Source organism: Rhizobium leguminosarum (genome assembly GCF_010668065.1).
Classification (GTDB): Bacteria; Pseudomonadota; Alphaproteobacteria; order Rhizobiales; family Rhizobiaceae; genus Rhizobium; species Rhizobium leguminosarum_S.
On the sequence record NZ_WUEN01000003.1, the window covers coordinates 586098 to 609785 of the forward strand.

Consider the following 23688-nt stretch of genomic DNA (forward strand, 5'->3'; position numbering starts at 1 on the left):
GCCCGCCGCAGCAGGCATCTGTCTTTTCAGTTTGCCGATTGTTCCGGCGCAAGCGCGGCAATCTTCGGCCAAAGGGGGATCATCGCGTCGGCAATCTCGCGGAACACCTGGTAACGCTTTTCATAATCCGCGCTGCGCGCCGCATCGGGCCGGCAAGTCTTTGCGATGGAGGCCGTGTCGCGCGGATCGCTCTGCGGATCGGCGAAGATACCGGCGCCCGACCCGGCACAAAGCGCAGCACCCCAGGCGGCCGCCTCATCCGTCTCGGTTACCGTGACCGGCATGCCAAGCACATCGGCAAACATCTGCACGACGGCAGGATTGCGCGAGACGCCACCGGCGAGCCGCGCCTGATCGAAGGCAAAGCCGTCGCGAAGCGCGTCAACATGAATGCGATGATTGAAAGCGATGCCCTCAAGCACGGCGCGCAGCATGTCGCCGCGGTCGTGCCATCCACCGAGCCCGAAGAAGCCGGCGCTGGCTGCCGCGCCATAAGGCGAGCCGAACAGATAGGGATGGAAGAGCGCCGTCGAGGGGCGTTCGAAGGCGGCGTCGATCTCGGGCGCCAGCAGGGCGTGGATTGAGTTGCCTTCCACCTCGCCATTCGTTCGCTCGGCAGCGCAGAGCGTGTCCAGAAACCAGTCGTAATTGGCTGTCGATGCAGGGGAGATCGACATGCTGTTCCAGATGCCGGGCGCAATCCCGTTGCGGCAGAACCAGCGTCGGTCGACACGCGGTTCCGACGAAAGCGTCTCGTTGATCGAATAGGTCCCGGCAATGACTGCGACAACGCCCTTGGCATACCCCCCTGCCCCGAGCGCCGAGGCCGTGACGTCGTGCAGACCGGCAACGACAGGCGTTCCTTCGGCAAGGCCCGTCAGCTGCGCGGCTTCACGGGTCACGCGTCCGACGATCTGGTCGGAACGCGAGGCTGGCGGCAGGGCGTGGACGAGATCCTGCAAGCCAAACAGCTGCAGGGCATCCTCACTGTAGTTCTGCGTTTTGACATTGGTGAAGGAGGTGCTGGCTTCGGTGCGGTCCGTACCGATGATCCCGGTCAGGCAGAACCGCAGCCAGTCCTTGCAGCTGCAGAAATAGCCGATGCGCTTGTAGCGCTCAGGCTCCATTTCGCGGATCCAGGCAAGCAATGCCGATGGCGCGGAGACATGCGGGATCTGCCCCGTCAGCTCGATTGCCAGGTCGGCGACATCGCTCTGCGTCCACCGGTCGACGATCGCCCCTGCCCGGCTGTCCAGCGAGAGAATGGCCCGGCCGAGCGGCTTTTGGGCGTGATCGAGCAGGTAGATGCCGTCTCCATGCGCGGTAGCGGCAATACCCTCTATGTCGCTTGCCGGCCGTCCGCTGAGCGAAATCGCCTCGCGGATGGCATCGGCCGTCGCGTTCCACAATTCATCCATGTCGCGCTCGATATGGCGGGCCTTCCGAATGAACTGCGTGACGCGGCGCCGGGCGGCTGCAAGCGGCGTGCCGTCGATATCGAAGATGACCGCCTTGGTGACTGTCAAACCACTATCGATCCCGAGCAGTGTCGGCATTTAAATTTACCTCATGAGGGGCAACGGGCCGGCGCCGTCAGGAGCGCCCTCCGGCGCCCTTGGCGATGACCACGTTGATATCTCTGGACCGCATGCGGTCGATGTGCACCGGGTGGGTCTTGTCGTCGACGATAACGACGTCGAACTCATCCAGTGCTGCGAAACTGTGGAGTGCACGCCGTTCGAACTTGGTATGATCGGCAAGCAGGATGCGTTTTACGGAACAATCGAACATGGCGCGCTTGGTATCGACTGTCTCAGGAGACTGGTGCAGCACCGTGCCATCGCTGATCGCCGACATCGAGATAAACGCGACATCTGCCCTGAGAGCCTTGATCTCGTTGATGGTCATGCGACCCATGAAGGCATTGCACCAATTGTAATACTGGCCGCCGAGGGCGAGCAGCGTCACGTCGTGCAGGCCCGTCAGCGCATTCATCAGAGTCAGGGAATTGGTAATTGCGGTGACCGGCGCCTTCGAAGGCAGATGTGCCGCCATCTGAAGAACCGTGGTCGAGTCATCGAAAAAGATCGCCTGCCCCGGTTCGACGAACTGCATTGCCGCCTCGGCGATCAGCTTCTTTTCGGCCGACTGACGGTTCGAGCGGTAGACGTCGCTGGATTCGATGAGATTGGTCGCCGCCGCAGTGACGATACCGCGCGTCTTCCTGAAGAGGCCGCGGCTGACGAGTTCATCGACATCGCGATGAGCCGTCATCAGGCTGATCCCAAAGCGGTCGGTCAGGTCTTCAATCCGCATCGAGCCTTCACCCATCACGGCCTCTGCAATCATGCGGCGGCGCGCGATCTGGCGCGTCTGCCGGCTGTCACTGGTGAGCTGGTCCAACAGATCGTCGTCCCGGCTGGTCTTCTCTGTCACGGGTCACCCCTGTCGCTGAATTATGGATCCCAGCTTCGTACAGTGATTGCCGCGCCAAGGCAAAAAGGCGAAGCGCAACCGGCGGTTGGATCGTCGGCCATCGCTTCCAGCATGAAAATGAGGGCGCTCTTGCGAGCGCCCTCTTCCCTTTACTGCGCCAGAACGAACGGGCCAGTGTACTTGTCGATGTTGTCCTTGGTGATCAACAGGCAATCGAAGAGCTGCTTCTCGCTCTTGGCACCGGTGTTACCCGTCTTGATCAGATTGTCGGCCTGCTTGACGGCTTCTTCGGAGAAGACGGCAACCGGTTGGAGGACGGTGTATTGGAGTTCGCCCGCCTTGATGGCGGCAACCGCATCCGGCGAACCGTCGAAGCCGCCGACCTTCACATTGGCGAGCTTGCCGGCTTCCTTGAGCGCGGCGATCGCACCGAGCGCCATTTCGTCATTGCCCGAGATGACGCCGACGATATCCGGGTTGGCCTGCAGCATGGACTGCATCTTGTTGTGGCCCTGGGTGCGGTCCCAGTTGGCAACTTCCTTGGCGACCTTCTTCAGATCCGGATACTGCGAAAGGACAGTCTCGTAGCCATTCGACCGCGTCGCCGCGTTGTTGTCGGACGGAGCGCCGAACAGTTCGGCATAGTTGCCCTTGTCGCCGATCGCCTCGACCCATTGCTGCGCGCCGAGGGCGGCACCCTGTGCGTTGTTGGAAACAAGCTGCGCCTTGGCCAGGCCTTCCTGGTTGATTTCGGCGTTGACGAGGATGACCGGGATGCCGGCAGCAACGGCCTTCTTGACCGCACCGACGGAACCGTCAGCGTTTGCCGGGTCGAGGATGATCGCCACCGACTTGTTGGTGATCGCCGTATCGATCAGGTTGCTTTCGGTATTGGTGTCACCCTTGTGGGCGTTGACCGAGGCCGTGTAGCCCAGCTTTTCGGCAGTTGCCTTGGCGACATTGCCTTCCGTCAGCCAATAGGGATTCGACGGATCATTGACGATGATCGTCATCATGCCCGCTGCCCAAGCCGAGCTTGCCAGAAGCGGTGCTACGGCCGCGGCGGCCAGAAGTATGCGCATGCCTTTCTTAAACATAGTCTCTCTCCCATTTGTGAGCTCAGTTATTGCCGGTGATCCGGCGTTGCTTTCCCCAATCGGCTTTCTGGACTCCAGCCTGCCGTCGTGGATAAGTTTCGGTCTCAGCCGTCAGGACGATTTGACCCGGCGGCCGTATTGGATGCTGTTCATGAGGACGGCGAGAACGATCACAGCGCCGGTAAATACCGTCTGCCAGTAGGCCGAGACGCCGATGATCACGAGGCCGTCCGAAAGGAAGCCGATGACGAAGGCGCCAAGCATGGTGCCGCGGACCGTACCGCGGCCGCCGGTCAGCGCCGCCCCGCCGATAACCACGGCTGCGATCGCCGTCAGCTCGTAGGTTGTGCCTGCCGTCGGACCGGCGGAGGTCAGCTGCGAGGAGAGGACCAGGCCGGCGATTGCGGCACAGACGCCCGAAAGCACATAGACGATGATCTTCACGCGCTTGACCGGAACGCCGGAGAGGTCGGCGGCCCGCTCGTTACCACCAGAGGCGTAGAGCCAGCGGCCGAAGGCGGTGCGGCTCAGCACGATGCCGCAAATGATGGCGAGAACCGCAAGCACGATGACCCCGATCGGAATGCCTGCGAGCCGGTTGAAGCCGAGCCAGTCGAAGCCGGTATTGCCGAGTTCCGGACGGCCGCCGAGATTGTTGTAGGTCAGGCCGTTGGTCATCAAGAGCGCGATACCGCGGGCGACGTAGAGCACGCCGAGCGAGGCGACGAAGGCCGGCACCTTGAGATAGGCGATCAGCACGCCGTTGACTGCACCGACCAGCGCACCGAGCGCACATGTGATGACGACGACGGCCCAGACCGGCGGATAGAGGATGACGCCGAAATAGGTGAGCGTGACGCCCTGCATCAGGAAACCGGCAATGCAGCCTGCAAGCCCAAGCGTCGAGCCGACCGAAAGGTCGATGCCGCCATTGAGGATGACGAGCAGCATCCCGATCGCCAGAATGCCGAAGATCGCGACGTGCGACGCCATGATCAGGAAGTTGTTCAGAGTGAAGTAATAGGGCGACAGGAATGAGAAGACCGCGATGATGACGATCAGCGCGAAGAAGGCCCGGCCCTCCAGGATGAGACGCACGATATTGGTATTGCGCTTCGGCCCGCTGGAAACTGATTTCTTTTCGGTGACGTTCGTGACTGACATAATCAGTGCTCCATACTCAGGCTAGTGCGCGACCACGGCTTCGCCGGAGGCGGCCATGATCTTTTCCTTGGTGACATCCGAGCCGAACTCGGCCGATATCCTGCCGCGATGCATGACGATGATGCGGTGCGCGATGCTCAGGCATTCATTGACTTCGGACGTCGAATAGATGACCGCCAATCCCTGCTTGGCGCGCTCCGCGAGCAACTTGAATACTTCCGCCTTGGCGCCGATGTCGATGCCGCGGCTTGGCTCATCGAGCAGGATGACTTTCGGCTGGGTTGCCAGCATCTTGCCGATGACGACCTTCTGCTGGTTGCCGCCGGAGAGCGAGCCGATCGAAGCCGCGCCGCCATCGGTTTTCACATGCACCCGCCGGATCGCGTCATTGACGAGATCGCGCTCCCGATGGCCGGAGGTGAAAAGCCCTTTGGTGAATGCGCGGATACTCGCAAGCGACAGATTGGAGCCGACCGTCATCGTCTGGACGAGACCGTCGCGCTGGCGATCTTCGGGCACGAGCACGAGACCGCTGGCAATGCGCCCGGCTATGCTGAGCCCACTGACGTCCTGTCCTTCGAGCAGAACCTGTCCGCCGCTTGCGCGCAGACGTCCGGCAACGCACTCGAGCAGTTCCGTGCGCCCGGCGCCCATCAGCCCGTAGATGCAGACGATCTCGCCGGCACGCACCTTGAGAGACAGACGATCGACTGCATTATAGGCGGCGCCGGAGGGACCGGGGACACTGAGATTTTCGATGGAAAGCGACACGTTTCCGAACGGGTGATCTTCCGGCGGGCTGCCGAGGTCGAAATTCTCGCCGACCATGTTGCGGACGATCCACTCGAGATCGATATCCTTGCGTTCGGCATAGGCCGTCATGGTTCCGTCGCGCAGAACGACGGCATGATTGGTGATCTGCAGCGCCTCTTCCAGATGATGCGAGATGTAGACGATCGACACGCCTCGGCTCGTCAGATCGTGGATGACCTTGAAGAGCACTTCCACCTCGGTCGCGCTCAGCGCCGAGGTCGGCTCGTCCATGATCAGGATGCGCGAATTGACGGAGAGCGCCCGGGCAATTTCGACGATCTGCTGCTGGCCGAGGCGAAGATCCTCGACGCGCGTCAGCGGATCGATGTCTTCCTCGAGTTCCTCCATCAGCGCGCGGGTCTGACGCGCCTCTTCAGCGAAGTCGACGACACCGCCCTTGATGATCTCCCGGCCCATGAAAATATTGTCGCGGACACTGAGATTGGGGGCCAGGCTGAGCTCCTGGTGAATGATCGAGATCCCGCACTCGCGCGCATGGGTCGACGAGCTAAAGCTGATCGGCGAGCCGTCGAGAATGATCTCGCCGGAGCTTGGCTGCGCGACACCCGAAAGGATCTTCATCAAGGTCGACTTGCCCGCGCCGTTCTCTCCGAACAGGGTTGTGACCTGGCCGCGACGAATGTCGAAGTTCACTCCCTTCAGGGCATGTACGCTGCCGTAGGATTTTGCGATGTTGCGGGCTGCGAGGACGACCTCGCCTTTCGCCCCGTTGCTGCGTTGCGGCTGGCTCATTTGAGCTCGACCTTCACCGGCGTGACGAGCCAGTTCTTCGGGTTGATGAGCTTGAAGACGCCGACGACGGTCGCCTGCTTTCCGTCCAGCGCGTCAGCATCCAGGCCCGCGAAAACTGCCTTCTTCATCTCGTTATTGATGGCCGAGCCGGCATCCTGATACTGGATCTGGTTGGTAAACTGGCCGAATTCGATGGTGCCGGTTGCATCGCGGAGGTCCGTGCCGTTGACCGCAGGGCCGGTCTGGACACGGACCACCGTCTCGGGAGGCAACCCATCGATCTTCATTTCGTTGGTGTTCGACTTGCGGGCGCCGAAAACACCGGTCAGTGTGACCGGAATGACCGGTCCGGTGCTCGTCGCAGTGCCGTATTTCTCGGCCGCCGCCTTCTTGTCGGCGGCAATGGCGGCCGCGAGGTCGGCGGCTGCAATCGCCCGTTCCTCGACATTTGCCTTGATCTTCGGGAACTGCTCGGCGCCGAAGGTTTCCGGAGAGAATGCCTGCTGGCGGACATCGTTTTCGGAACCGATCCTGACGACCGCCGTATCGAACGCGATCGCTGCAACGACGATGACCGCCAACGCCGCACTGACAAGGAGCCCGCGATTGCCGCTCGGCTTTGATGCTGGATAATCGGGCGAGGTACTCATGTCCGGACGGCCTTTGGCTTGGAATGGCAAGATGGAGAGGGCTAGCGCGACGATGATCGCAGGCGGGCTGAAGCATTGCGTCGCACCGGAACGGAAGCCGGCGGACCACCCGCAAGAGCGCAACTCTGGACGAAAATTCGCATTTTAAGCCTCCTCAACAAGACCGGCGCTTGTCTCCTCCAACCGCCTGGATCTGCAAATTCTCCATCAGGAAGACCGCTTCCGTGATAGAAGTATGTTATTTATGCCGTAAATGATGTTATAAATTTTATGAGCTGTCAACGGCACTTTCAAGGTATGTCGATTAAAATGCAGGGTCTCACATCTTGTTTATCACGCTGCGCTGCAGCGAAAAGGGGCAGCAAATGCTAACAGCTTCACGCATGTCATTCGATCGAATTATGGCGTTATATGTCTGGTTTCAAATCAATATTCTGCACGTTAAGCATCGCGGACATTGCCGTTTTCGATGCCGCACGGCAATCGCTGGGCGGCACAGGCATAACATCCGTACCTTTCTATTTTAGATGAAAAAAATTACACCGCTAGAAAAATCTTACTGGCATTGTGGTATCTTTATGTTATGTTTTTAAACGAGCTTAGGGAGGTTTCGGCTGCGCGCTCGATCTGAGATTAAAAACCGAATTTGGCAGCCGGATGCACCATCCCAGAGAGTTGAGGGATCGGGAGGACTTCAGATGAATTTGATGCGCATATTGCCCGCCGTGACCCTTGCTAGGATGGCGAGATAGGCCTGCAATGACATCGACCGAGAAGATCATCATTGGGATAGATGCCGGCACCTCGGTCATCAAGGCTGTCGCCTTCGATCTGTCCGGCCGCCAGATCGCCACCGCCTCCGTTCGCAACCGATATGCCACCGGAGACGATGGCTCGGCAACGCAGTCGCTGGATCAGACCTGGCTCGATTGCGCCAGTGCGTTGCGTGGCCTCGGCGAAAAAGTCCCCGACCTCACATCCCGCACCGCAGCCATCGCCGTCACCGGACAGGGCGACGGCACCTGGCTCGTCGGCCGCGGCAATAGGCCGGTCGCCGATGCCTGGCTGTGGCTCGACGCGCGTGCCGCGCCGACGGTTACGGCACTCGCCGGCGGAACCCAGAACCGTGCCCGCTTCGAGGCGACAGGCACCGGTCTCAACACTTGCCAGCAGGGCGCGCAACTTGCCCATATGGACCGCTTCACGCCGGATCTTCTCGACCAGGCGGATACGGCGCTGCACTGCAAGGACTGGCTCTATCTCAACCTCACAGGCGTGCGGGCAACCGATCCATCGGAGGCAAGTTTCACCTTCGGCAATTTCAGAACGCGCCAGTATGATGCCGTGGTGATCGACGCGCTCGGCCTTGACCACAGACGCGGGCTGCTGCCCGAAATCATCGACGGCAGCGAGATCAGCCACCCGCTGACATCGGAGGCGGCGAAGGCCTGCGGGCTTCTTGCCGGAACGCCGGTCTGCCTCGGCTATGTCGACATGGTGATGACGGCGCTTGGTGCAGGCGTACGCAGCGGCACTCGCAACGCCGCCTGCTCGACGATCGGCTCTACCGGCGTGCACTTGCGCGCCAAGTCCGTTGCCGACGTTCAGCTCAATCGTGAGGGCACCGGCTATGTGATCGCCCTGCCCATCCCCGGCATCGTCACCCAGGTCCAGACGAATATGGGCGCCACGATCAACATCGACTGGATCCTTAATGTCGCCGCCTATCTGATGGCCGAGGCAGGCAAGCCTGCTTCGCACGCAGACCTCATTGCGCGCATCGACGGCTGGTTTGCAGAAAGCCGACCGGGGTCGGTGCTTTACCATCCCTACATTTCCGAGGCGGGCGAACGTGGGCCTTTCGTCAACGCCAATGCGCGCGCGGGCTTCACCGGGCTTTCGATGCGTCACGGTTTCCCCGACCTGCTGCGCAGCGTGATCGAAGGGTTGGGGCTTGCTACCCGCGACTGCTACGCGGCGATGGGCGCGATGCCAGAGGAGCTGCGGGTCACCGGCGGCGCAACACGGTCCGTCGCCCTTCGCCGTTCACTTTCGGCCGCCGTCAACGCATCGATCCGCCAGTCGCGCCGCGAGGAGACGGGGGCGGCCGGCGTGGCGATGATGGCCGCGGTGGCTGTCGGCGTCTATTCCAGCATGGACGATTGCATTGCCGATTGGGTGACGCCGCTGCTCGGCGATCCGGAAACACCGGATGCCAGCGAGGCTGCCCGGTTCGACCGACTTTTTTCTGCCTACACCGATATACGCCAGGCAATGGCGCCCGCCTGGGACAAGCTTGCCGAAGCCGCAACGACGTCGCCGCTGGGCGCGTAATTCTGATGCAGCAGGGGCATCGAAGGAGCATGACATGACCGAACCCGAACTCCTGGATCTCTTCGTCATCGGCGGAGGCATCAACGGCGCGGGGATAGCACGCGATGCTGCCGGCCGCGGCCTGAAGGTCGTGCTGTGCGAAAAGGACGATCTGGCACAGGGAACCTCGTCGCGCTCGGGCAAGCTGGTGCATGGCGGTCTGCGTTACCTCGAATATTACGAATTCCGCCTGGTGCGTGAGGCGCTGATCGAGCGTGAAGTGCTGCTCAACGCCGCGCCGCATATCATCTGGCCGATGCGCTTCGTCCTGCCGCACAGCCCTGAGGATCGCCCCGCATGGCTCGTGCGGCTCGGCCTCTTCCTCTACGATCATCTCGGCGGCCGCAAGAAGCTGCCCGGGACCCGAACGCTCAATCTGCTCCGCGACCCGGAAGGTACGCCGATCCTCGATCAATACACACGCGGCTTTGAATATTCCGATTGCTGGGTCGACGACGCCCGCCTCGTGACCTTGAATGCGGTGAGCGCAGCGGAAAACGGCGCTCTGGTGCTGACCCGCTCGCCGGCCGTGTCGGCCCGTCGCGAGAATGGCGGTTGGACGGTGGTCACCAAAAGCAACGCCACGGGGGAGACGCGAACCTTTCGTGCCAAATGTCTGGTGAACTGCGCCGGTCCCTGGGTGATGGACATCATCAATCGCGTCGCCGGTTCGAACTCCGGCCGCAACGTCCGCCTCGTCAAGGGCAGCCACATCATCGTGCCGAAGTTCTGGGCGGGCGCCAATGCCTATCTGGTGCAGAACCACGATAAACGCGTCATTTTCATCAATCCCTATGAGGGCGACAAGGCGCTGATCGGGACGACCGATATCGCTTACGAAGGCCGGGCCGAGGATGTTGCCGCCGACGAGACGGAGATCGAGTATCTGCTCCAGGCGGTCAATCGCTACTTCAAGGAAAAGCTGCGTCGCCACGATGTGCTGCACAGCTTCTCCGGCGTGCGCCCGCTGTTTGACGATGGCAAGGGCAATCCGTCGGCCGTTACCCGCGACTATGTCTTCGATCTCGACGAGACAGGCGGCGCTCCACTGCTCAACGTCTTCGGCGGCAAGATCACCACATTCCGCGAGCTCGCCGAACGCGGCATGCAGCGCCTGAAGCATATCTTCCCGAACATGGGAGGCGACTGGACGGAGAAGGCGCCGCTGCCTGGCGGCGAAATTCCGAATGCCGATTACGAGAGCTTCTCCAACAGCCTGCGCGATATCTATCCCTGGATGCCGCGCGAACTCGTCCATCACTACGGCCGTCTCTATGGCGCCCGTGCCAGGAATGTGGTTGCCGGAGCGACTGGCATGGAAGGGCTCGGGCGGCATTTCGGCGGACAGCTCTATGAGGCCGAGGCGCGCTATCTCGTCGCCACGGAATGGGCCGAAACGGCCGACGACATCCTCTATCGCCGCACCAAACACTACCTCCATCTGAACGAAGCGGAACGCGCGGCCTTTGGCGAGTGGTTTGCTTCAACCCGCCTTGCCGCCGCCTGAAGGATGCCGCCATGCCGCTGACCCTTTCGCTCAATACCAATCCGCTGGTGAACCGCTTCGCCGACCCAGACGATCTGATCGATACGGTTGCGCGTGATTTGCGGATCCGCGACCTCCAACTGACCCACGAGTTCATCAATCCGAGCTGGCAGGCGCCCGTGATTAGCCGCCTGACGCGCATGATGAGCGCTGCCCTGAAGCGCACCGGCGTACGTGTCACCTCGGGCATGACCGGCCCCTATGGGCGCCTCAACCATTTCGGACATCCGGATGCCGATGTGCGCCGCTACTACGTCGACTGGTTCAAGACCTTTGCCGACATCACCGCCGATCTCGGCGGCCATTCGGTCGGAACGCAATTTGCGATCTTCACCTATAAGGACTTCGACGATCCGGCCAGACGCGAGGAGTTGATCAAGATCGCCATCGATTGTTGGGCCGATGTCGCCGAGCACGCGCGCGCTGCAGGCCTCTCCTACATGTTCTGGGAGCCGATGAGCATCGGCCGCGAGTTCGGCGAGACGATCGGCGCCTGCCTGTCGCTGCAGGAGCGGCTGACATCGGCCGGAATGGCCATCCCGATGTGGATGATGGCGGATATCGATCATGGCGACATCACCTCCGCCGATCCCGACGACTACGACCCCTATGCCTGGGCGCGTGCCGTCCCGGCGATATCGCCGATCATCCACATCAAGCAGAGCCTGATGGACAAGGGCGGGCACCGGCCTTTTACCGCCGAATTCAACGCCAAAGGCCGCATTCAGCCGGCACCTCTGCTCCAGGCGCTGGTCGAAGGTGGGGCGAAGGACAATGAAATCTGCCTGGAACTCTCCTTCAAGGAACGCGAGCCGAACGATCGCCAGGTCATCCCGCAGATCGCCGAAAGCGTGGCCTTCTGGGCGCCGCATATCGACACCGGCGTCGCCGACTTGAACATCTGAGGCGGAGATCTTTAAAAGGCAGCACTGCGATACGGCGGAATCGCCGCATGACCTTCGAAAAGGAGCCGTGATGACGGACGCCGATGATACGCTTGCCGTGCGTGCTGCCTGGCTTCACTATGCCGGTGGCCTGACGCAGTCCGACGTCGCTCGCCGCCTCGGCGTGCCGTCGGTAAAGGCCCATCGCCTGATCGCCAGAGCGGTCGCCGATGGCGTCGTCAAAGTCACCATCGACGGGGATATCGTCGAATGCGTCGAGCTGGAGATGCGGCTTTCGGAACGGTTCGGACTTCAATATTGCGAGGTCGCACCCGATCTCGGCGAGGAAGGCTTGCCGCTGCGCGCACTCGGCCATGCCGGCGCCGGCTATCTCAAGCGCGAGATCGAGCGCGGCGACAATACGGTCATCGGCCTTGGTCATGGCCGCACGCTTTCCGCTGCCGTCCAATATATGCCGAGGGTAAGCGCGAAGAACCTGCGCTTCGTCTCGTTGCTTGGCGGCCTGACACGAAACTACGGCGCCAATCCCTATGACGTGATGCATCGCATCGCCGAAAAGACCGGCGCCCATGCCTATGTCATGCCGGTTCCCTTTTTCGCCAATACCGGCGAGGACCGCGAAGTGCTGAAGGCGCAGCGCGCCGTCAAGGAGGTCTTCGATCTTGCCAATAATGCCGATCTGAAGCTCGTCGGCTTGGGAACCGTCGATGCCGAGGCGCAGCTTGTTTTGTCCGGCATGGTTGAACCCGGTGAAATCGACGACATCGCTGCCGCAGGCGGCGTCGGCGAAATCCTCGGACATTTTTTCGACGCCGACGGCCATATCCTCGACACTGCTCTGACGGCGCGCACGCTCTCTGCGTCTTTCCCCAAGACCAAGAAAGAGCGGCTTGTGGCGCTGGCTGGCGGGCAGTCGAAAGTGGCTGCCATCCGGGCAATTCTGAATAGCCGCCGCCTTTTCGGGCTGATCACCGACGAACGAACCGCGCAGGCGCTGCTGAAGTAACGATCGAAAGCAACAATATTTGATCGCAAAATAACATAATAAATGTTGATTATCACGAATACTCCGTTATCTTAACATCAAACGAGGGTGGAGACCGGGATGAGGCGGGAAGAGCGGCAGCAGTTGATCGTCAACCTGCTCGTCGAAAACAAGACCGTCGATCTCGACGACCTTGCCGATCGCTTCACCGTGTCAAAGATGACGATCCATCGCGATCTCGACGATCTCGAGCAGGCCGGCGTCCTGCGCAAGGTTCGCGGCGGCGCGACCATTGACGCCGGAACGCAGTTCGAAAGCGACTTCCGCATTCGCGAACGCCAGGGCAACGAAGCCAAGCTGGCTATGGCTGAGACCGCGCTGGAACTGGTCGAGCCCGGGATGACGGTGATGGTAAATGACGGCTCGATGGCGGCCGTGCTCGGCGAAATGCTGCTGCAGAAGCGACCGCTGACGTTGATCACCAACAATGCGGCGATCATGGAGCGGCTGAAAGGCGAAACCGGCATCACGTTGATCGCGCTCGGCGGCATCTATTCGGCCAAATTCAACGCCTATCTCGGCGTTGTCACCGAGGAGGCACTGTCGCGGCTGAGGGCCGACATCGCCTTCATTTCGACGCCCGCCGTCAGCGGCGGGCGCGCCTATCACATGGACGACAACGTCGTTCGCGCCAAACGGGCGATGATCGCGTCCTCGACCAGGACCTGCCTTCTGGTCAATCACCAGCGCATCGGCCACACCGCCCTGCATGTCATGGCGGATCTGGCCGATTTCGACGCGATTATCACCGACAGCGCACCGGATGCTGCTGTCCTGGAGGAATTCGAGCAGGCGGGCATTACGCTCACCATCGCATCAACGCAGGATCCGACATGACCGAAAAGCCGCGCTTCTGGATTGGCACCAGCTGGAAGATGAACAAGACGCTTGCTGAAGCCGAGCATTTCGCCCGCGGTCTTGAAGCTGCCGATGCCGCGCGCGACCCGCGTATCCAGCGTTTCGTCATTCCGTCTTTCACGGCCGTGCGCGAGGTCAAGGCGAGGCTTGCCAAGACCTCGGTGAAGGTCGGCGCGCAGAACATGCATTGGGCCGACCAGGGCGCCTGGACCGGCGAAGTCTCGCCGGTGATGCTGAAGGACTGCAATCTCGATCTCGTCGAGCTCGGCCATTCCGAACGGCGCGAACACTTTGGAGAGACCGACGAGACTGTGGGTCTGAAGACCGAAGCGGCCGTTCGCCACGGTCTCATTCCACTGATCTGCATTGGCGAGACACTTTCCGACCGCGAAAGCGGGAGGGCCGCCGACATCCTCGCGACCCAGGTGCGCGGCGCGCTTTCGAAACTTTCGGGCGCCCCGAAAAGCGCCGAAATCCTGCTCGCCTACGAGCCGGTCTGGGCGATCGGCGAGAAGGGCATCCCGGCGACAGCGGATTATGCGGATGCCCGCCAGTCTGAAATCATCGCCGTTGCCGAAACTGTGCTTGGCCGGAAGATCCCCTGCCTCTACGGCGGGTCGGTCAACCCGCAGAACTGCGAAGAACTGATTTCGAGCCCGCATATCGACGGGCTCTTCATCGGCCGTTCGGCCTGGAATGTCGAAGGCTACCTCGACATCCTGGCCAAATGCGCCGCCAAACTCTGAGGAGAAAGACAATGAAGCTTGCCATTGCAGGAGACAGCGCCGGCGAAGGCCTTGCCAAGGTTCTGGCCGACCATTTGAAGGACCGCTTCGACGTGTACGAAGTCTCGCGTACCAGCGCCGGTGCCGATCCTTTCTACGCCAACCTCTCGGATCGCGTCGCCTCGGGCGTCATCGACGGTACCTACGACAAGGCGATCCTCGTTTGCGGCACCGGCATCGGCGTCTGCATCTCGGCCAACAAGGTTCCGGGCATCCGTGCCGCCCTGACGCACGACACCTATTCGGCCGAGCGCGCCGCGCTTTCCAACAATGCGCAGATCATCACCATGGGAGCCCGCGTCATCGGAACGGAGCTTGCAAAGTCGATCGCTGACGCGTTTCTTGCCCAGACTTTCGACGAGAACGGCCGCTCTGCCGGTAACGTCAAGGCCATGGATGATCTTGACGCGAAGTACAGCGCCCGTTGAAGAATGACGATGACGGGCAGGAGTGTGTTCTCCGTGTTAAGTCCTTGAATTGAGATTCGTTTCGACTCGGAACAATCGGCCGGGTGATCAGTTGAGTCGCGTTGTTGCCATCGACGCGAAGAAGAAGCAGATGAAGCCGAGCACGGCAAAGTCCAAGGCTGGGGAAAAGCAAGAGCCGGCACCGGGCAATGTCGTCAGAATCAGGAGTGCTCGGCGCAAGCCGGTCGAAGTGGAAAACTGCTCGGGGAGGCGTCAGACTTAATCATGAAGCGCCCGCGCCGCCCACTGCCCTTGATCGACGAATCTCACTCAACGCTGCAGTCTCGTCCGATCCGCAAGCGCGATCCTGACCAGCCCAGCCTGCCCTTCGATCCTATGCCGTCGCGCGTCGAGCCCTGCCTCGCACTGCTGAAGCCGACTGTGCCCGTCGGGCCGGATTGGCTCTATGAGGTGAAGCTGGATGGCTATCGATTGGCAATCCACGTTGAGCCGAAGGGCGTGCGGGTCATCACCCGCGGCGGCCATGACTGGACCCATCGCTTCCCCACCATCGCCGCCGCAGCGAAAGAGCTTGGCGTAACGACCGCCATTCTCGATGGCGAGGCCGTTGTACTCGATGATCATGGCCGATCGGATTTTGGCGCCCTGCAGCGTTCGCTCGGCGGGCGGGGCGGCAAGCGAGTATCGACCGAGTCGATCCTCGTCGCCTTCGACCTTCTCTATCTCGATGGACACGATCTGACCGGCACCGAGCTTGACGTACGCCGGCACCTGCTTGAAGATCTGATACCGGACGGCGACGATCAGGCGATCCGCCTCTCCGAGGAGATAGAACTGCCGGCCGAAGAACTCCTCGAGCACGCCTGCCTTCATCATCTGGAAGGCATCATCGCCAAGCATCGCGACCGGCCCTACGGCAGTGGCCGCACGGGCGACTGGCTGAAGATCAAATGCGTCCAGAGCGAGAGCTTCATGATCGTCGGTTATGAGCAGTCCGCATCCGCCCGCGGCGGCATCGGCAGGCTGCTGCTGGCCGGCAGACAAGGGCTCGACTGGATTTACGTTGGCTCCGTCGGAACCGGTTTCGGTGCCAGCGATGCTGAATACCTGAAAAAGACGCTGGACCGGTTGAAGACGAGCCGGCCGGTTGTTCCCCTGAAGGGCAAGCGCCTCGTCCTCGTGCAGCCGACGCTGATCGCGGAGATCGAGTTTCGCGGCTGGACGGATGACGGCAATCTCCGCCATGCCTCGTACAAGGGGCTGCGCGAGGTTCAGGACAACGCCGCCGTCTTCGATATGACCTAGAACAGGATGATTTTAGGCCGAGTCGGCCTAAAATTTGAATCCTGTTCTAAATTAAAGAGTTAGAGCATGATGTCGTCCGAAAACCGCTCACACTTTTCGGCATCATGCTCTGGATCTGATCGCTTTCAGCAGGTCAAAACGCCGATCAGAGACTCTCCAGAAGAAGCCCAAAACTGGGCCGCCATTCGAATATATCGACGCTCGCGTAAACGCCGGAGCGGACGAAGGGGTCTCCTGCGCTAAACGCCTCGAACTCGGCGAGCGTTTCGACTTGCGCCATCACGATTGCGGTGGAACCCTTGTCCTCCGCCGGCGGCGCGGAAGGTCCGGACAGCAGGATGCGGATCACCGCGCCATGCAGATAGGTCTTGTGCTCCTCGAGCAATCGGGAGCGTTCGGCAGCCTTGCCGGGGTCGGATACCGCGTAGCGGGCGACGATCATCGTGTATTCTCCACCGGCGTCAGCACGAAATCGAAATCGGAGCGCCAGATCGTCGGACGATCGACACGCTCGAAAGGCGCGACCAGGCTGTTTTTGACACCAAACACCGTATCGGATTGCAGATAGGGATCGTCGCCGACAAAAGTGTGGGTTACGAGCTTCTGATAACCTGAAGCCGTGATCAGGTAATGGGTATGGGCAGGACGGTAGGGATGGCGGCCGAGGGACGTCAACATCTGGCCGACCGGGCCATCATCCGGGATCGGATAGGAAACCGGCTTTATGCCGACGAAGCTATAGCTGCCATCTGCGCCGGTGACGAAAATGCCCCGGTTGTTCCACTTCGGCTGGGTATCCGGCTGCTGGACGTCGTAGAAGCCATCGGAATTATCCGACCACACATCGATCCGGGCTCCCTCGATCGGATTGCAGTTAAGATCCAGCACGCGCCCGATGAAGAGACAGCTCTCACCCTTGCCGTCGAGCGAGATGTTTTCACCCATCTGCCGTACGGGCGCGCCTTCGACATGGAACGGTCCAAACACGGTATTTTCCGTGGCGCCTGGCGGACGCCGGTTGTTGATTGCATCCACCAGCATCGACAAACCCAGCGTATCGCTGAGCAGGATGAACTCCTGTCGCTCGTCATGACAGAGATGGCCGGTTCGGGTCAGGAAGCCTATGGCCAGCTCCCATTCCTCCTGGGTCAGGCTGATATCCTTGGCAAAGGCATGCAGGTGCTTGACAAGCGACGCCATGACTTCGGCCAGGCGCGGATCAACGCCCTGCCCCATCCGCGAGTTGACGGCTTCCACGGATCTCTCTTCGCTGAAATATTCAGGCACGTGGCCATCCTCCTAAGGTATTAACGCGGCCGCGCGCCCTCCCAGGCGCTCTGCAACAAAGCCCGGATCGCTTCCCGTTCGATCGGGCGCGGGTTCCAGTAGGGGTTCCGGGCGGCGAGTTCCGCTGCACGATCCAGATCGGCTTCCTTCATACCCAGATCTCGCAGCGTCAGGGGCGCGCCGATCGAAGCGGCAAAATCATAAAGACCGCTGCCCAGCGAGCCGCCAAAAAGATCGGCAGCGGGCTTTAGCGCATCCGCTGCGGCCTCAGCGTTGTAGGCAGCAGAATGGGGAAGAATGACCGCGTGAGTTTCGGCATGCGGCAGGTCGAAGCTACCGCCCAGCGTATGGCAAAGCTTGTGATGCAGGGCCATTCCAACCGCTCCGAGCACCGTGCCGCACAGCCAGGAACCGTAAAGCGCTTCGCTTCGCGGCTCGATGTCCCCAGGCGCATTGACGATTTGAGGCAAAGCCTGCTTCAGCGCGCGCAAGCCCTCGACCGCCATCATCGACGAAATGGGATTGCGATCCTGTGCATAGAGACCTTCAACCGCATGCGCCATCGCATTGAGCCCGCTGCTGACGCTGATGTTGACCGGCAATCCCAATGACAATTCAGGGTCGTAGATGACCACTTCGGGCAGGATGCCGGCCCCGCGGACCGTCGTCTTCTGCCCGTTCTCTGTCTGGCCGAGGATCGGTGTAACCTCCGACCCTGCATAGGTCGTCGCCACCACGATTTGCAGCGCGTCGTTGCGATAGGCGATTGCCTTGCCGAGACCGATCGTCGATCCGCCGCCGATCGCGACGACGCAATCGGCACCGGCTGCGCTATATGCCGCCATCGCCCGCTCGGTCACATCGACCGGCGTATGCATCGTCGCATCGTGGAATAGTCCCGCCGCAAGCGGGCCGAGGGAGGCGGCGATCCGTTCAGCCTCCGCTTTCTGGTGCGGGGTCGAAAGGATCAGGGCGCGTTTGCCGCCCTGCCCTGTCATCGCATCGGCGAGACGGCTCAACGAGCCGCTCCCGAAGATCACCTGGGCCGCGCTGACCGTGTATCTGAAAGGTGCGACCATGCTATCGATCGAGTTTGAAGAGTGAAACTGCGTTGGTGCGACCGATCTTCAGACGGTCGGCTTCGGAGATGGTGGCGCTGTCGAACCAATTTGCAGCATGGTCGATGTTCTCGAATGGCCAGTCTGCCGAGAACAGAATTCTGTCTGCGCCGATTTCCAGCATAGCATCGATCAGCGATTGCGTGCGGAAATTCCCTGACGTCGTGATGTAGAAATTCTCGTTGAAATAATCGGCAATCGGACGTTTGGCCGGATAGCTCTTTTCCACCTTGACCCACGCATTCCGGTTGTCGATGCGCCACATCATGTATGGCAGCCCCTCGCCCATGTGACCAACGATGATCCGCAAGGCCGGATGTTCGTCAAACAGGCCGGATCCCATCAAGCGCAGCGCATGAACGGCGGTCTCCTGCGCGAACGCCCATGTCGGGCCCATCAGCCAGGAATGGCCAGCATAGATCCGGCTGTCCTGCGGCAGCGGGTTACGCGGATGCAGATAGAAGGGAACGTTGAGTTTTTCGACTTCTGCCCAGAACGGGCGGTATTGCGGCAGGTCGTAGTAGAGCGGCGTCGTTCCGTCGCCTTCCTGCGAGAAGCCGTTGACCAGTGCGCCGACGAAACCCATCGTCGTCACGCAGCGCTGCAATTCCTGTGTTGCGGCATCCGGATCCTGCAGGGGCAATGCTGCAAATCCCAGGAAACGGTTGGGGTTCTTGACGCATTGCTCCGCCAGAAAATCGTTGGCGCGTCGGGAGATCTCCAGGGCCTTTGCCCTATCCGGGATCGCCTGCACGGCCGGAGCGTTCAGCGACAGGATCATCTTCTCGATGCCGTGGGCATCCATCAGCCGCAAACGTTTTTCCTGGATATCCAGAAGACGGGCGGACAGTTCCGTCCAATAGTCGCCCGGCACGAATCCAGCCGAATCCTGCAGCGTCTCGGGAATGGCGAAATGTTCTTCAAGCGCGATCTTGCCTTGCACGATATGCTCTCTTTCCTGTCTTGAATCGAAATACTGAGGATGGCGGGATCAGAATTGTCCCTTGGGCGGAAGACCGAGCAGCTGCTGGCCGGCCATGGTGCCGACGGCATCCCAGTTCATGGAAATGTGGCGCCCGACGGCATTTGCATCGCGCCATGCCCGCTGGACGGGGTTGGACATCTGGAGGCCGAGGCCGCCTGTCGATGCATTGAGTGCTTCGACGGCGCGAAGCGCCAGGCTGACCGCAAAGGACTGGCTGCGACGGGCAAGAATCCGATCTTCCTCGGTGATCTCGCCGGTGCCGTCCTCGCGGGCCTGGGCAAGTTGCTGCGCCCGGGCAATATCGCGCAGAATGATTTCGCGGGCCGCATCCACCGATGCGGAGGCTTCCGCCACGCGAAGCTGGATGGTCGGAAACTCCGCGATCTTGTTGTTGCCACCGGCAACTGCACCACGTGTCACACGGGTCCCGATCTGGTCGATATAGCTCTCCAGTGCGCCCTTCGCCGCGCCAACAGCTGCGCTGCCGAGGCAGAACGGAACTCCCATGAGGAGCGGAATGTTGAAAAGCCCGATACCTTTGTAGCCACGTCCGCCCGGCGTCCTGCCGGAAGTCGCATCCGGAAAGCTCAGAATGCGGTATTCCGGAACGAAGGCATCCTTGAGGATCAGGCTTTTTGAGCCGGTGCCTGCGAGCCCGACCACGTCCCAGGTCTCGGCGATGGTATAGTCGCTGGCGGGAACCAGAAGAAACGCCGGTACAGGACGCTCCCCCTCGCCGTTTGGCGGAATGATCGCCGCACAGAGCGCCCATTGGGCATTTTCGCATCCGCTCGCAAAGGCCCAATCGCCGGATAGCCGGAAACCACCCTCGGTGCGTTCAGCCATTCGGACCGGCGCATAGGAACCGCAAAGCAGCGCATCCGGATCGCTGCCCCACACCTCCTGCTGAACCCTTTCATCGAACATGGCGAGGAGCCATTGATGCGCAGAAAGGAGGCCGGCAACCCATCCGGTGGAGGCGCAGGCCGACGACAGCTCGATATTTGCATCGACAAGCTCGGCAAACGATCCTTCGTCGCCGCCGAAACGGGCAGGCTTGACGATATCGAAATAGCCGACGGAACGCAGCAGATCGATAGAGCGCGCCGGCACACGGCCAGATTTTTCGGTATCGCGAGCGCCGGCACGGATTTCGTCCAGCACCGGGGCGATGCGATCTGCAAGACATGCGGTCTTGACCCGCGCCGAGGCGGGAAACAGGGCGGCTGTATTGTTCATGGAACTACCTTCAGTTCTGGGATGCAGGAAGCGCGTGCTGTGGCGCGCAATATTTCGAATTCTCGTACATCAGCGCGATCGTGTTTTCGGAATGGCGTGTATCTACCACCTGCCCGATGAAGATCGTGTGCGTTCCGTAGGGAACTGCGCCCATGCGGCGGCAGACAACCGAAGCATGAGCGGAATTCAGCACCATCATGCCGCGCTCATGGCGAACCCAATCGGCAGCGTCGAACCGACGCTCAGGCGCAATCTTGCCGCTGAAACCTTCCGATACGGCTGCCTGCCTGTCGGTCAGAATGCTGACTGCGAATTCCGGCACCTCAAGCAGCATGTCGTGCAGGTAGGTGCGATTGTTCAGGCAGATGATAAGAGATGGCGGATCCATCGAAAGTGATGTGACGGCGGTGGCCGTCATTCCATGATCCGCACCGTTGCGACAAGCAGAAATGACCGTCACCGTCGCCGGGAAACGGCGCATGGTCGATCGAAACGCATCGCTGATGGGTGCAGGGGCCGGCGCTATGCCGAGGGCAGCAGTGGCAGACATGATTTCCTCCCGTGTCTCCTCGGCATCTAGATTATTGCATTTGCAACTATTGTCAATGCAAGTTTATAAATTGAGCGGGAAAATGCTTGCCTTCCTCAGCCTTTCTCGACGACTGAAAGCCAATCGTGTTGTCATTCCGGTAATTTAGGTGCATGTCGGAGAGAGCCCTCAGCAAGCGAAATCCCGCCAGCAGACAGAGACATGTACAAACTTACCGATTCCGTTCCCTATCTTCTCAATCGCGCCGGCGTGCGGATAGCCGAGGTATTCGCGCAGAGAATCGCTGAAGACAATCTCAGCGTGGCGATGTACCGGGTTCTGGCCATGCTCAAGGAGCGCCGGGAAAGCACCCTTGGAGATCTCGCCGACGTCGTCTCTGTCGAGATTTCGACGCTTTCGCGCCTCGTCGGCACACTGGCCAAGCGCAAGCTGGTGTCGAGAACACGTCCGGAAGATAATGGCCGTATCGTCATCGTCAGGCTGACCCCGCAGGGCGAAGCGCTGACGGAAAGGCTCATGCCGCTTGCCGTCGAGCTTGAACGCACCGCGGTTCAGGACATGTCGGACGAGGAGGTCGCAGCACTGAAGAAGGCGCTGCGCCGCATGCACAGCAACCTGCCGGCAATGTCCGGAAAGGGAAAAGTTGCGAGCTGAGAAGTTTGCAGTTGCAAATATTTTATTCGCAAGTATTTAATAGCGTGTCATCGTTGTCTTGACATAGCCCGTTTGCGGGTGAGTCTGGCGCTGGGAGGAACCACGCCGGCAACGATCCAGGAGGATTTGTACATGGATCGACGCGGACCTGCCGCTGGCAGGAGCGTACTCCTGTACGCAAATGTATGGGGAGGGAAAATTGGCCATACAAGATCTCGCTATTATCAACGAACGCGTTCGCAGCCCGAATATCATTATCGCCCTTTGCGGTCTGCTGATCCTGTTCGACGGCTACGACCTGATCGTTTACGGCGCAGTCGCGCCGGCGTTGCTCGGTGAAGCCAGTTGGGGCCTGACGCCGGGCATGGTCGGACGCGCTGCTTCCATCACCCTGTTCGGTATGCTGCTGGGCGCACTCGTTGCCGGCACACTTGCTGACAGGATAGGTCGTCGCAAGGTCATCATCGGCAGTCTGCTGAGCTTTTCCGTTATGATGATCGGCAGCGGTCTTGCGCCGAACTTTCTCGCTTTCGAGGGAACACGCTTTCTCGCCGGCCTGGGCCTTGGCGCTCTTTTTCCGACGGTAACCGCTTTGATCATCGAGTTTTCTCCGCCGAAACGGAAGGCAATGGCCTATTCGATTGCCCTTCTCGGTTATCTGGCCGGCGGCATCATCTCGGGTATCCTCGGAATGCTGCTGATACAGAAATACGGATGGCGTCCACTGATGATCATCGGCGGTGCACCGATCCTGCTTCTGCCTTTCTTCATCCGCCTCATCCCCGAGTCCCCCGAATGGCTGGCAACGAAGAACCGCCAGACCGAAGCCAACCAGATCGCAAACCAGTACGGGCTGCCCAATCCCGTAGCCAGGCCCGTTGCGTCACGCCAGGTGGGCATCCGCTCGCTGTTTTCCGAAGGTCGCCTGCTGCCGACATTGAACGCATGGGGCATTCACTTCTGTTCGCTTCTGCTCACATTCGGCATGGTCAACTGGCTTCCGACGATCATGAACAAGATGGGCTATGACCTCGGTTCTGCCCTGCTCTTCTCCGTAACGCTCAATCTCGGAGCGGCCGTCGGCCTCCTGATCGGCGCAAGGATTGCCGACCGCGGAAACGTCAAAATAGTCGTGGCAGGCATGTTTCTTCTCGGAGCCTGCTCGATCTGGTTGCTGACGCAAGTGGATCAGGGCCTCCAGGTTTATGGTCTCGTCGCACTTGCCGGTACGGGAACGATCGGCACGCAGATCCTCGCCAACGTTCTCGTTGGAAACCTCTATCCGGTCGAAATCCGTGGAACCGGCCTTGGCTTCTCGCTCGGCATCGGCCGTATCGGCGGCATGATAGGACCGGCTATCGGCGGTGCGGTTCTGGGTGCAGGCCTGGCTCCGCAGTGGAACTTCTACATCTTCGCATCGGTCGGAGTGTTAGGATGCGTCCTCGCAGTCATGACATTGCTGTATCGCAAAAAGGCTGATTGACGGCCAGATTGTCGGCAGGTCTGACATCCAGAACCTGCCGGCAATGCAAACCTTGTGAAGCCGATTCCCGATCATAGCCGACGGCTTTACGCGGTCACCGAGGCGAAAGACCGGAAGCGCAAGGAAAAGTGGTTTCTGCCGCCGGCACGCTGGCGATCGAGCAGGTCGGCTAAATCGTCCCCATAAAACAAGCTAAATAGTCGACGAAGCAGCC

The 23688-nt window shown here is 60.7% G+C and carries 22 protein-coding genes; 10 read left to right on the forward strand and 12 right to left on the reverse strand.

Going from position 1 to position 23688, the window contains the following annotated elements:
* Positions 1-26: 26 nt before the first annotated feature.
* The 6 genes from GR198_RS11145 to GR198_RS11170 form a co-directional block, all read right to left on the reverse strand.
* On the reverse strand, positions 27-1556 hold the full coding sequence (locus tag GR198_RS11145; protein WP_164068898.1) for an FGGY-family carbohydrate kinase: 1530 nt from the start codon (positions 1554-1556) through the stop codon (positions 27-29).
* Between the two features lie 37 nt (positions 1557-1593).
* The gene (locus tag GR198_RS11150) at positions 1594-2436 is read right to left on the reverse strand and encodes a DeoR/GlpR family DNA-binding transcription regulator (RefSeq protein ID WP_164068900.1); all 843 of its coding nucleotides are present in this window, start codon (positions 2434-2436) and stop codon (positions 1594-1596) included.
* Positions 2437-2585: 149 nt separating this feature from the next.
* Positions 2586-3533 (reverse strand): D-ribose ABC transporter substrate-binding protein, encoded by a 948-nt coding sequence (locus tag GR198_RS11155; protein WP_003550839.1) that lies wholly within the window; start codon positions 3531-3533, stop codon positions 2586-2588.
* A 111-nt stretch (positions 3534-3644) separates the two neighbouring features.
* On the reverse strand, positions 3645-4697 hold the full coding sequence (locus GR198_RS11160) for an ABC transporter permease (protein ID WP_011648984.1): 1053 nt from the start codon (positions 4695-4697) through the stop codon (positions 3645-3647).
* A gap of 21 nt (positions 4698-4718) precedes the next feature.
* Positions 4719-6263 carry a sugar ABC transporter ATP-binding protein gene (locus GR198_RS11165; RefSeq protein WP_164068902.1) on the reverse strand — a complete coding sequence of 515 codons (1545 nt, stop codon included), beginning with the start codon at positions 6261-6263 and terminating at the stop codon, positions 4719-4721.
* Positions 6260-6913 (reverse strand): DUF2291 domain-containing protein, encoded by a 654-nt coding sequence (locus GR198_RS11170; RefSeq protein WP_164068904.1) that lies wholly within the window; start codon positions 6911-6913, stop codon positions 6260-6262. The genes GR198_RS11165 and GR198_RS11170 overlap by 4 nt, the downstream gene beginning before the upstream one ends.
* A gap of 759 nt (positions 6914-7672) precedes the next feature.
* Between GR198_RS11170 and GR198_RS11175 the strand changes: the two genes are divergently transcribed.
* The 8 genes from GR198_RS11175 (at position 7673) to ligD (ending at position 16158) form a co-directional block, all read left to right on the forward strand.
* Complete coding sequence (locus tag GR198_RS11175) at positions 7673-9247, forward strand: FGGY-family carbohydrate kinase (protein WP_246711086.1); 1575 nt, start codon at positions 7673-7675, stop codon at positions 9245-9247.
* Positions 9248-9281: 34 nt separating this feature from the next.
* Positions 9282-10793: a glycerol-3-phosphate dehydrogenase gene (locus GR198_RS11180; protein ID WP_164068908.1), complete on the forward strand. Its 1512-nt coding sequence runs from the start codon at positions 9282-9284 to the stop codon at positions 10791-10793.
* 11 nt (positions 10794-10804) lie between these two features.
* Positions 10805-11737, forward strand: coding sequence for a sugar phosphate isomerase/epimerase family protein (locus GR198_RS11185; protein ID WP_164068910.1), 933 nt, complete (start codon positions 10805-10807; stop codon positions 11735-11737).
* A gap of 70 nt (positions 11738-11807) precedes the next feature.
* Complete coding sequence (locus tag GR198_RS11190) at positions 11808-12743, forward strand: sugar-binding transcriptional regulator (protein ID WP_018480514.1); 936 nt, start codon at positions 11808-11810, stop codon at positions 12741-12743.
* A 99-nt stretch (positions 12744-12842) separates the two neighbouring features.
* Positions 12843-13619, forward strand: a complete 777-nt coding sequence (locus tag GR198_RS11195) for a DeoR/GlpR family DNA-binding transcription regulator (RefSeq protein WP_029871591.1) — start codon at positions 12843-12845, stop codon at positions 13617-13619.
* Entirely contained in the window at positions 13616-14386 is a 771-nt protein-coding gene (locus tag GR198_RS11200; protein ID WP_164047541.1) for a triose-phosphate isomerase, read from the forward strand. The genes GR198_RS11195 and GR198_RS11200 overlap by 4 nt, the downstream gene beginning before the upstream one ends.
* Before the next feature lie 11 nt (positions 14387-14397).
* Positions 14398-14853 carry a D-erythrulose-4-phosphate isomerase gene (gene derI / locus GR198_RS11205; protein ID WP_003562478.1) on the forward strand — a complete coding sequence of 152 codons (456 nt, stop codon included), beginning with the start codon at positions 14398-14400 and terminating at the stop codon, positions 14851-14853.
* Between the two features lie 264 nt (positions 14854-15117).
* The gene (gene ligD / locus GR198_RS11210) at positions 15118-16158 is read left to right on the forward strand and encodes a non-homologous end-joining DNA ligase (protein WP_164068912.1); all 1041 of its coding nucleotides are present in this window, start codon (positions 15118-15120) and stop codon (positions 16156-16158) included.
* Positions 16159-16303: 145 nt separating this feature from the next.
* On the opposite strand, the gene GR198_RS11215 is transcribed toward ligD, so the two are convergent.
* From GR198_RS11215 to GR198_RS11240, 6 genes are read right to left on the reverse strand one after another with little or no spacing between them, the layout of a single operon-like run.
* Positions 16304-16600 (reverse strand): YciI family protein, encoded by a 297-nt coding sequence (locus tag GR198_RS11215; protein ID WP_164023365.1) that lies wholly within the window; start codon positions 16598-16600, stop codon positions 16304-16306.
* On the reverse strand, positions 16597-17445 hold the full coding sequence (locus tag GR198_RS11220; protein WP_164047543.1) for a dioxygenase family protein: 849 nt from the start codon (positions 17443-17445) through the stop codon (positions 16597-16599). The genes GR198_RS11215 and GR198_RS11220 overlap by 4 nt, the downstream gene beginning before the upstream one ends.
* Positions 17446-17465: 20 nt before the next feature.
* Positions 17466-18524, reverse strand: a complete 1059-nt coding sequence (locus tag GR198_RS11225; protein WP_164068914.1) for a maleylacetate reductase — start codon at positions 18522-18524, stop codon at positions 17466-17468.
* 1 nt (position 18525) lies between these two features.
* A complete protein-coding gene (gene tsdA / locus GR198_RS11230) occupies positions 18526-19506 on the reverse strand; it encodes a gamma-resorcylate decarboxylase (protein WP_062941586.1) in 981 nt (326 codons plus the stop codon).
* Between the two features lie 48 nt (positions 19507-19554).
* A complete protein-coding gene (locus GR198_RS11235) occupies positions 19555-20787 on the reverse strand; it encodes a flavin-dependent monooxygenase (protein ID WP_164068916.1) in 1233 nt (410 codons plus the stop codon).
* A 10-nt stretch (positions 20788-20797) separates the two neighbouring features.
* Positions 20798-21337, reverse strand: a complete 540-nt coding sequence (locus GR198_RS11240; RefSeq protein WP_017956502.1) for a flavin reductase family protein — start codon at positions 21335-21337, stop codon at positions 20798-20800.
* Between the two features lie 201 nt (positions 21338-21538).
* On the opposite strand from GR198_RS11240, the gene GR198_RS11245 reads away from it, so the two are divergent.
* On the forward strand, positions 21539-21991 hold the full coding sequence (locus GR198_RS11245; RefSeq protein ID WP_003562469.1) for a MarR family winged helix-turn-helix transcriptional regulator: 453 nt from the start codon (positions 21539-21541) through the stop codon (positions 21989-21991).
* Positions 21992-22172: 181 nt separating this feature from the next.
* Positions 22173-23474, forward strand: a complete 1302-nt coding sequence (locus GR198_RS11250; RefSeq protein WP_204337065.1) for an MFS transporter — start codon at positions 22173-22175, stop codon at positions 23472-23474.
* Positions 23475-23688 lie beyond the last annotated feature (214 nt).

Coding starts and splice junctions, on each gene's coding strand:
- GR198_RS11215 (WP_164023365.1), bottom strand. CDS start 16,600: ATGATCGTCGCCCGCTACGCGGTATCCGACCCCGGCAAGGCTGCCGAA.
- GR198_RS11240 (WP_017956502.1), bottom strand. CDS start 21,337: ATGTCTGCCACTGCTGCCCTCGGCATAGCGCCGGCCCCTGCACCCATC.
- ligD (WP_164068912.1), top strand. CDS start 15,118: ATGAAGCGCCCGCGCCGCCCACTGCCCTTGATCGACGAATCTCACTCA.
- GR198_RS11190 (WP_018480514.1), top strand. CDS start 11,808: ATGACGGACGCCGATGATACGCTTGCCGTGCGTGCTGCCTGGCTTCAC.
- GR198_RS11245 (WP_003562469.1), top strand. CDS start 21,539: ATGTACAAACTTACCGATTCCGTTCCCTATCTTCTCAATCGCGCCGGC.
- GR198_RS11195 (WP_029871591.1), top strand. CDS start 12,843: ATGAGGCGGGAAGAGCGGCAGCAGTTGATCGTCAACCTGCTCGTCGAA.
- derI (WP_003562478.1), top strand. CDS start 14,398: ATGAAGCTTGCCATTGCAGGAGACAGCGCCGGCGAAGGCCTTGCCAAG.
- GR198_RS11165 (WP_164068902.1), bottom strand. CDS start 6,263: ATGAGCCAGCCGCAACGCAGCAACGGGGCGAAAGGCGAGGTCGTCCTC.
- GR198_RS11185 (WP_164068910.1), top strand. CDS start 10,805: ATGCCGCTGACCCTTTCGCTCAATACCAATCCGCTGGTGAACCGCTTC.
- GR198_RS11225 (WP_164068914.1), bottom strand. CDS start 18,524: ATGGTCGCACCTTTCAGATACACGGTCAGCGCGGCCCAGGTGATCTTC.
- GR198_RS11235 (WP_164068916.1), bottom strand. CDS start 20,787: ATGAACAATACAGCCGCCCTGTTTCCCGCCTCGGCGCGGGTCAAGACC.
- GR198_RS11180 (WP_164068908.1), top strand. CDS start 9,282: ATGACCGAACCCGAACTCCTGGATCTCTTCGTCATCGGCGGAGGCATC.
- GR198_RS11170 (WP_164068904.1), bottom strand. CDS start 6,913: ATGAGTACCTCGCCCGATTATCCAGCATCAAAGCCGAGCGGCAATCGC.
- GR198_RS11145 (WP_164068898.1), bottom strand. CDS start 1,556: ATGCCGACACTGCTCGGGATCGATAGTGGTTTGACAGTCACCAAGGCG.
- GR198_RS11250 (WP_204337065.1), top strand. CDS start 22,173: ATGTATGGGGAGGGAAAATTGGCCATACAAGATCTCGCTATTATCAAC.
- GR198_RS11175 (WP_246711086.1), top strand. CDS start 7,673: ATGACATCGACCGAGAAGATCATCATTGGGATAGATGCCGGCACCTCG.
- GR198_RS11155 (WP_003550839.1), bottom strand. CDS start 3,533: ATGTTTAAGAAAGGCATGCGCATACTTCTGGCCGCCGCGGCCGTAGCA.
- GR198_RS11160 (WP_011648984.1), bottom strand. CDS start 4,697: ATGTCAGTCACGAACGTCACCGAAAAGAAATCAGTTTCCAGCGGGCCG.
- GR198_RS11200 (WP_164047541.1), top strand. CDS start 13,616: ATGACCGAAAAGCCGCGCTTCTGGATTGGCACCAGCTGGAAGATGAAC.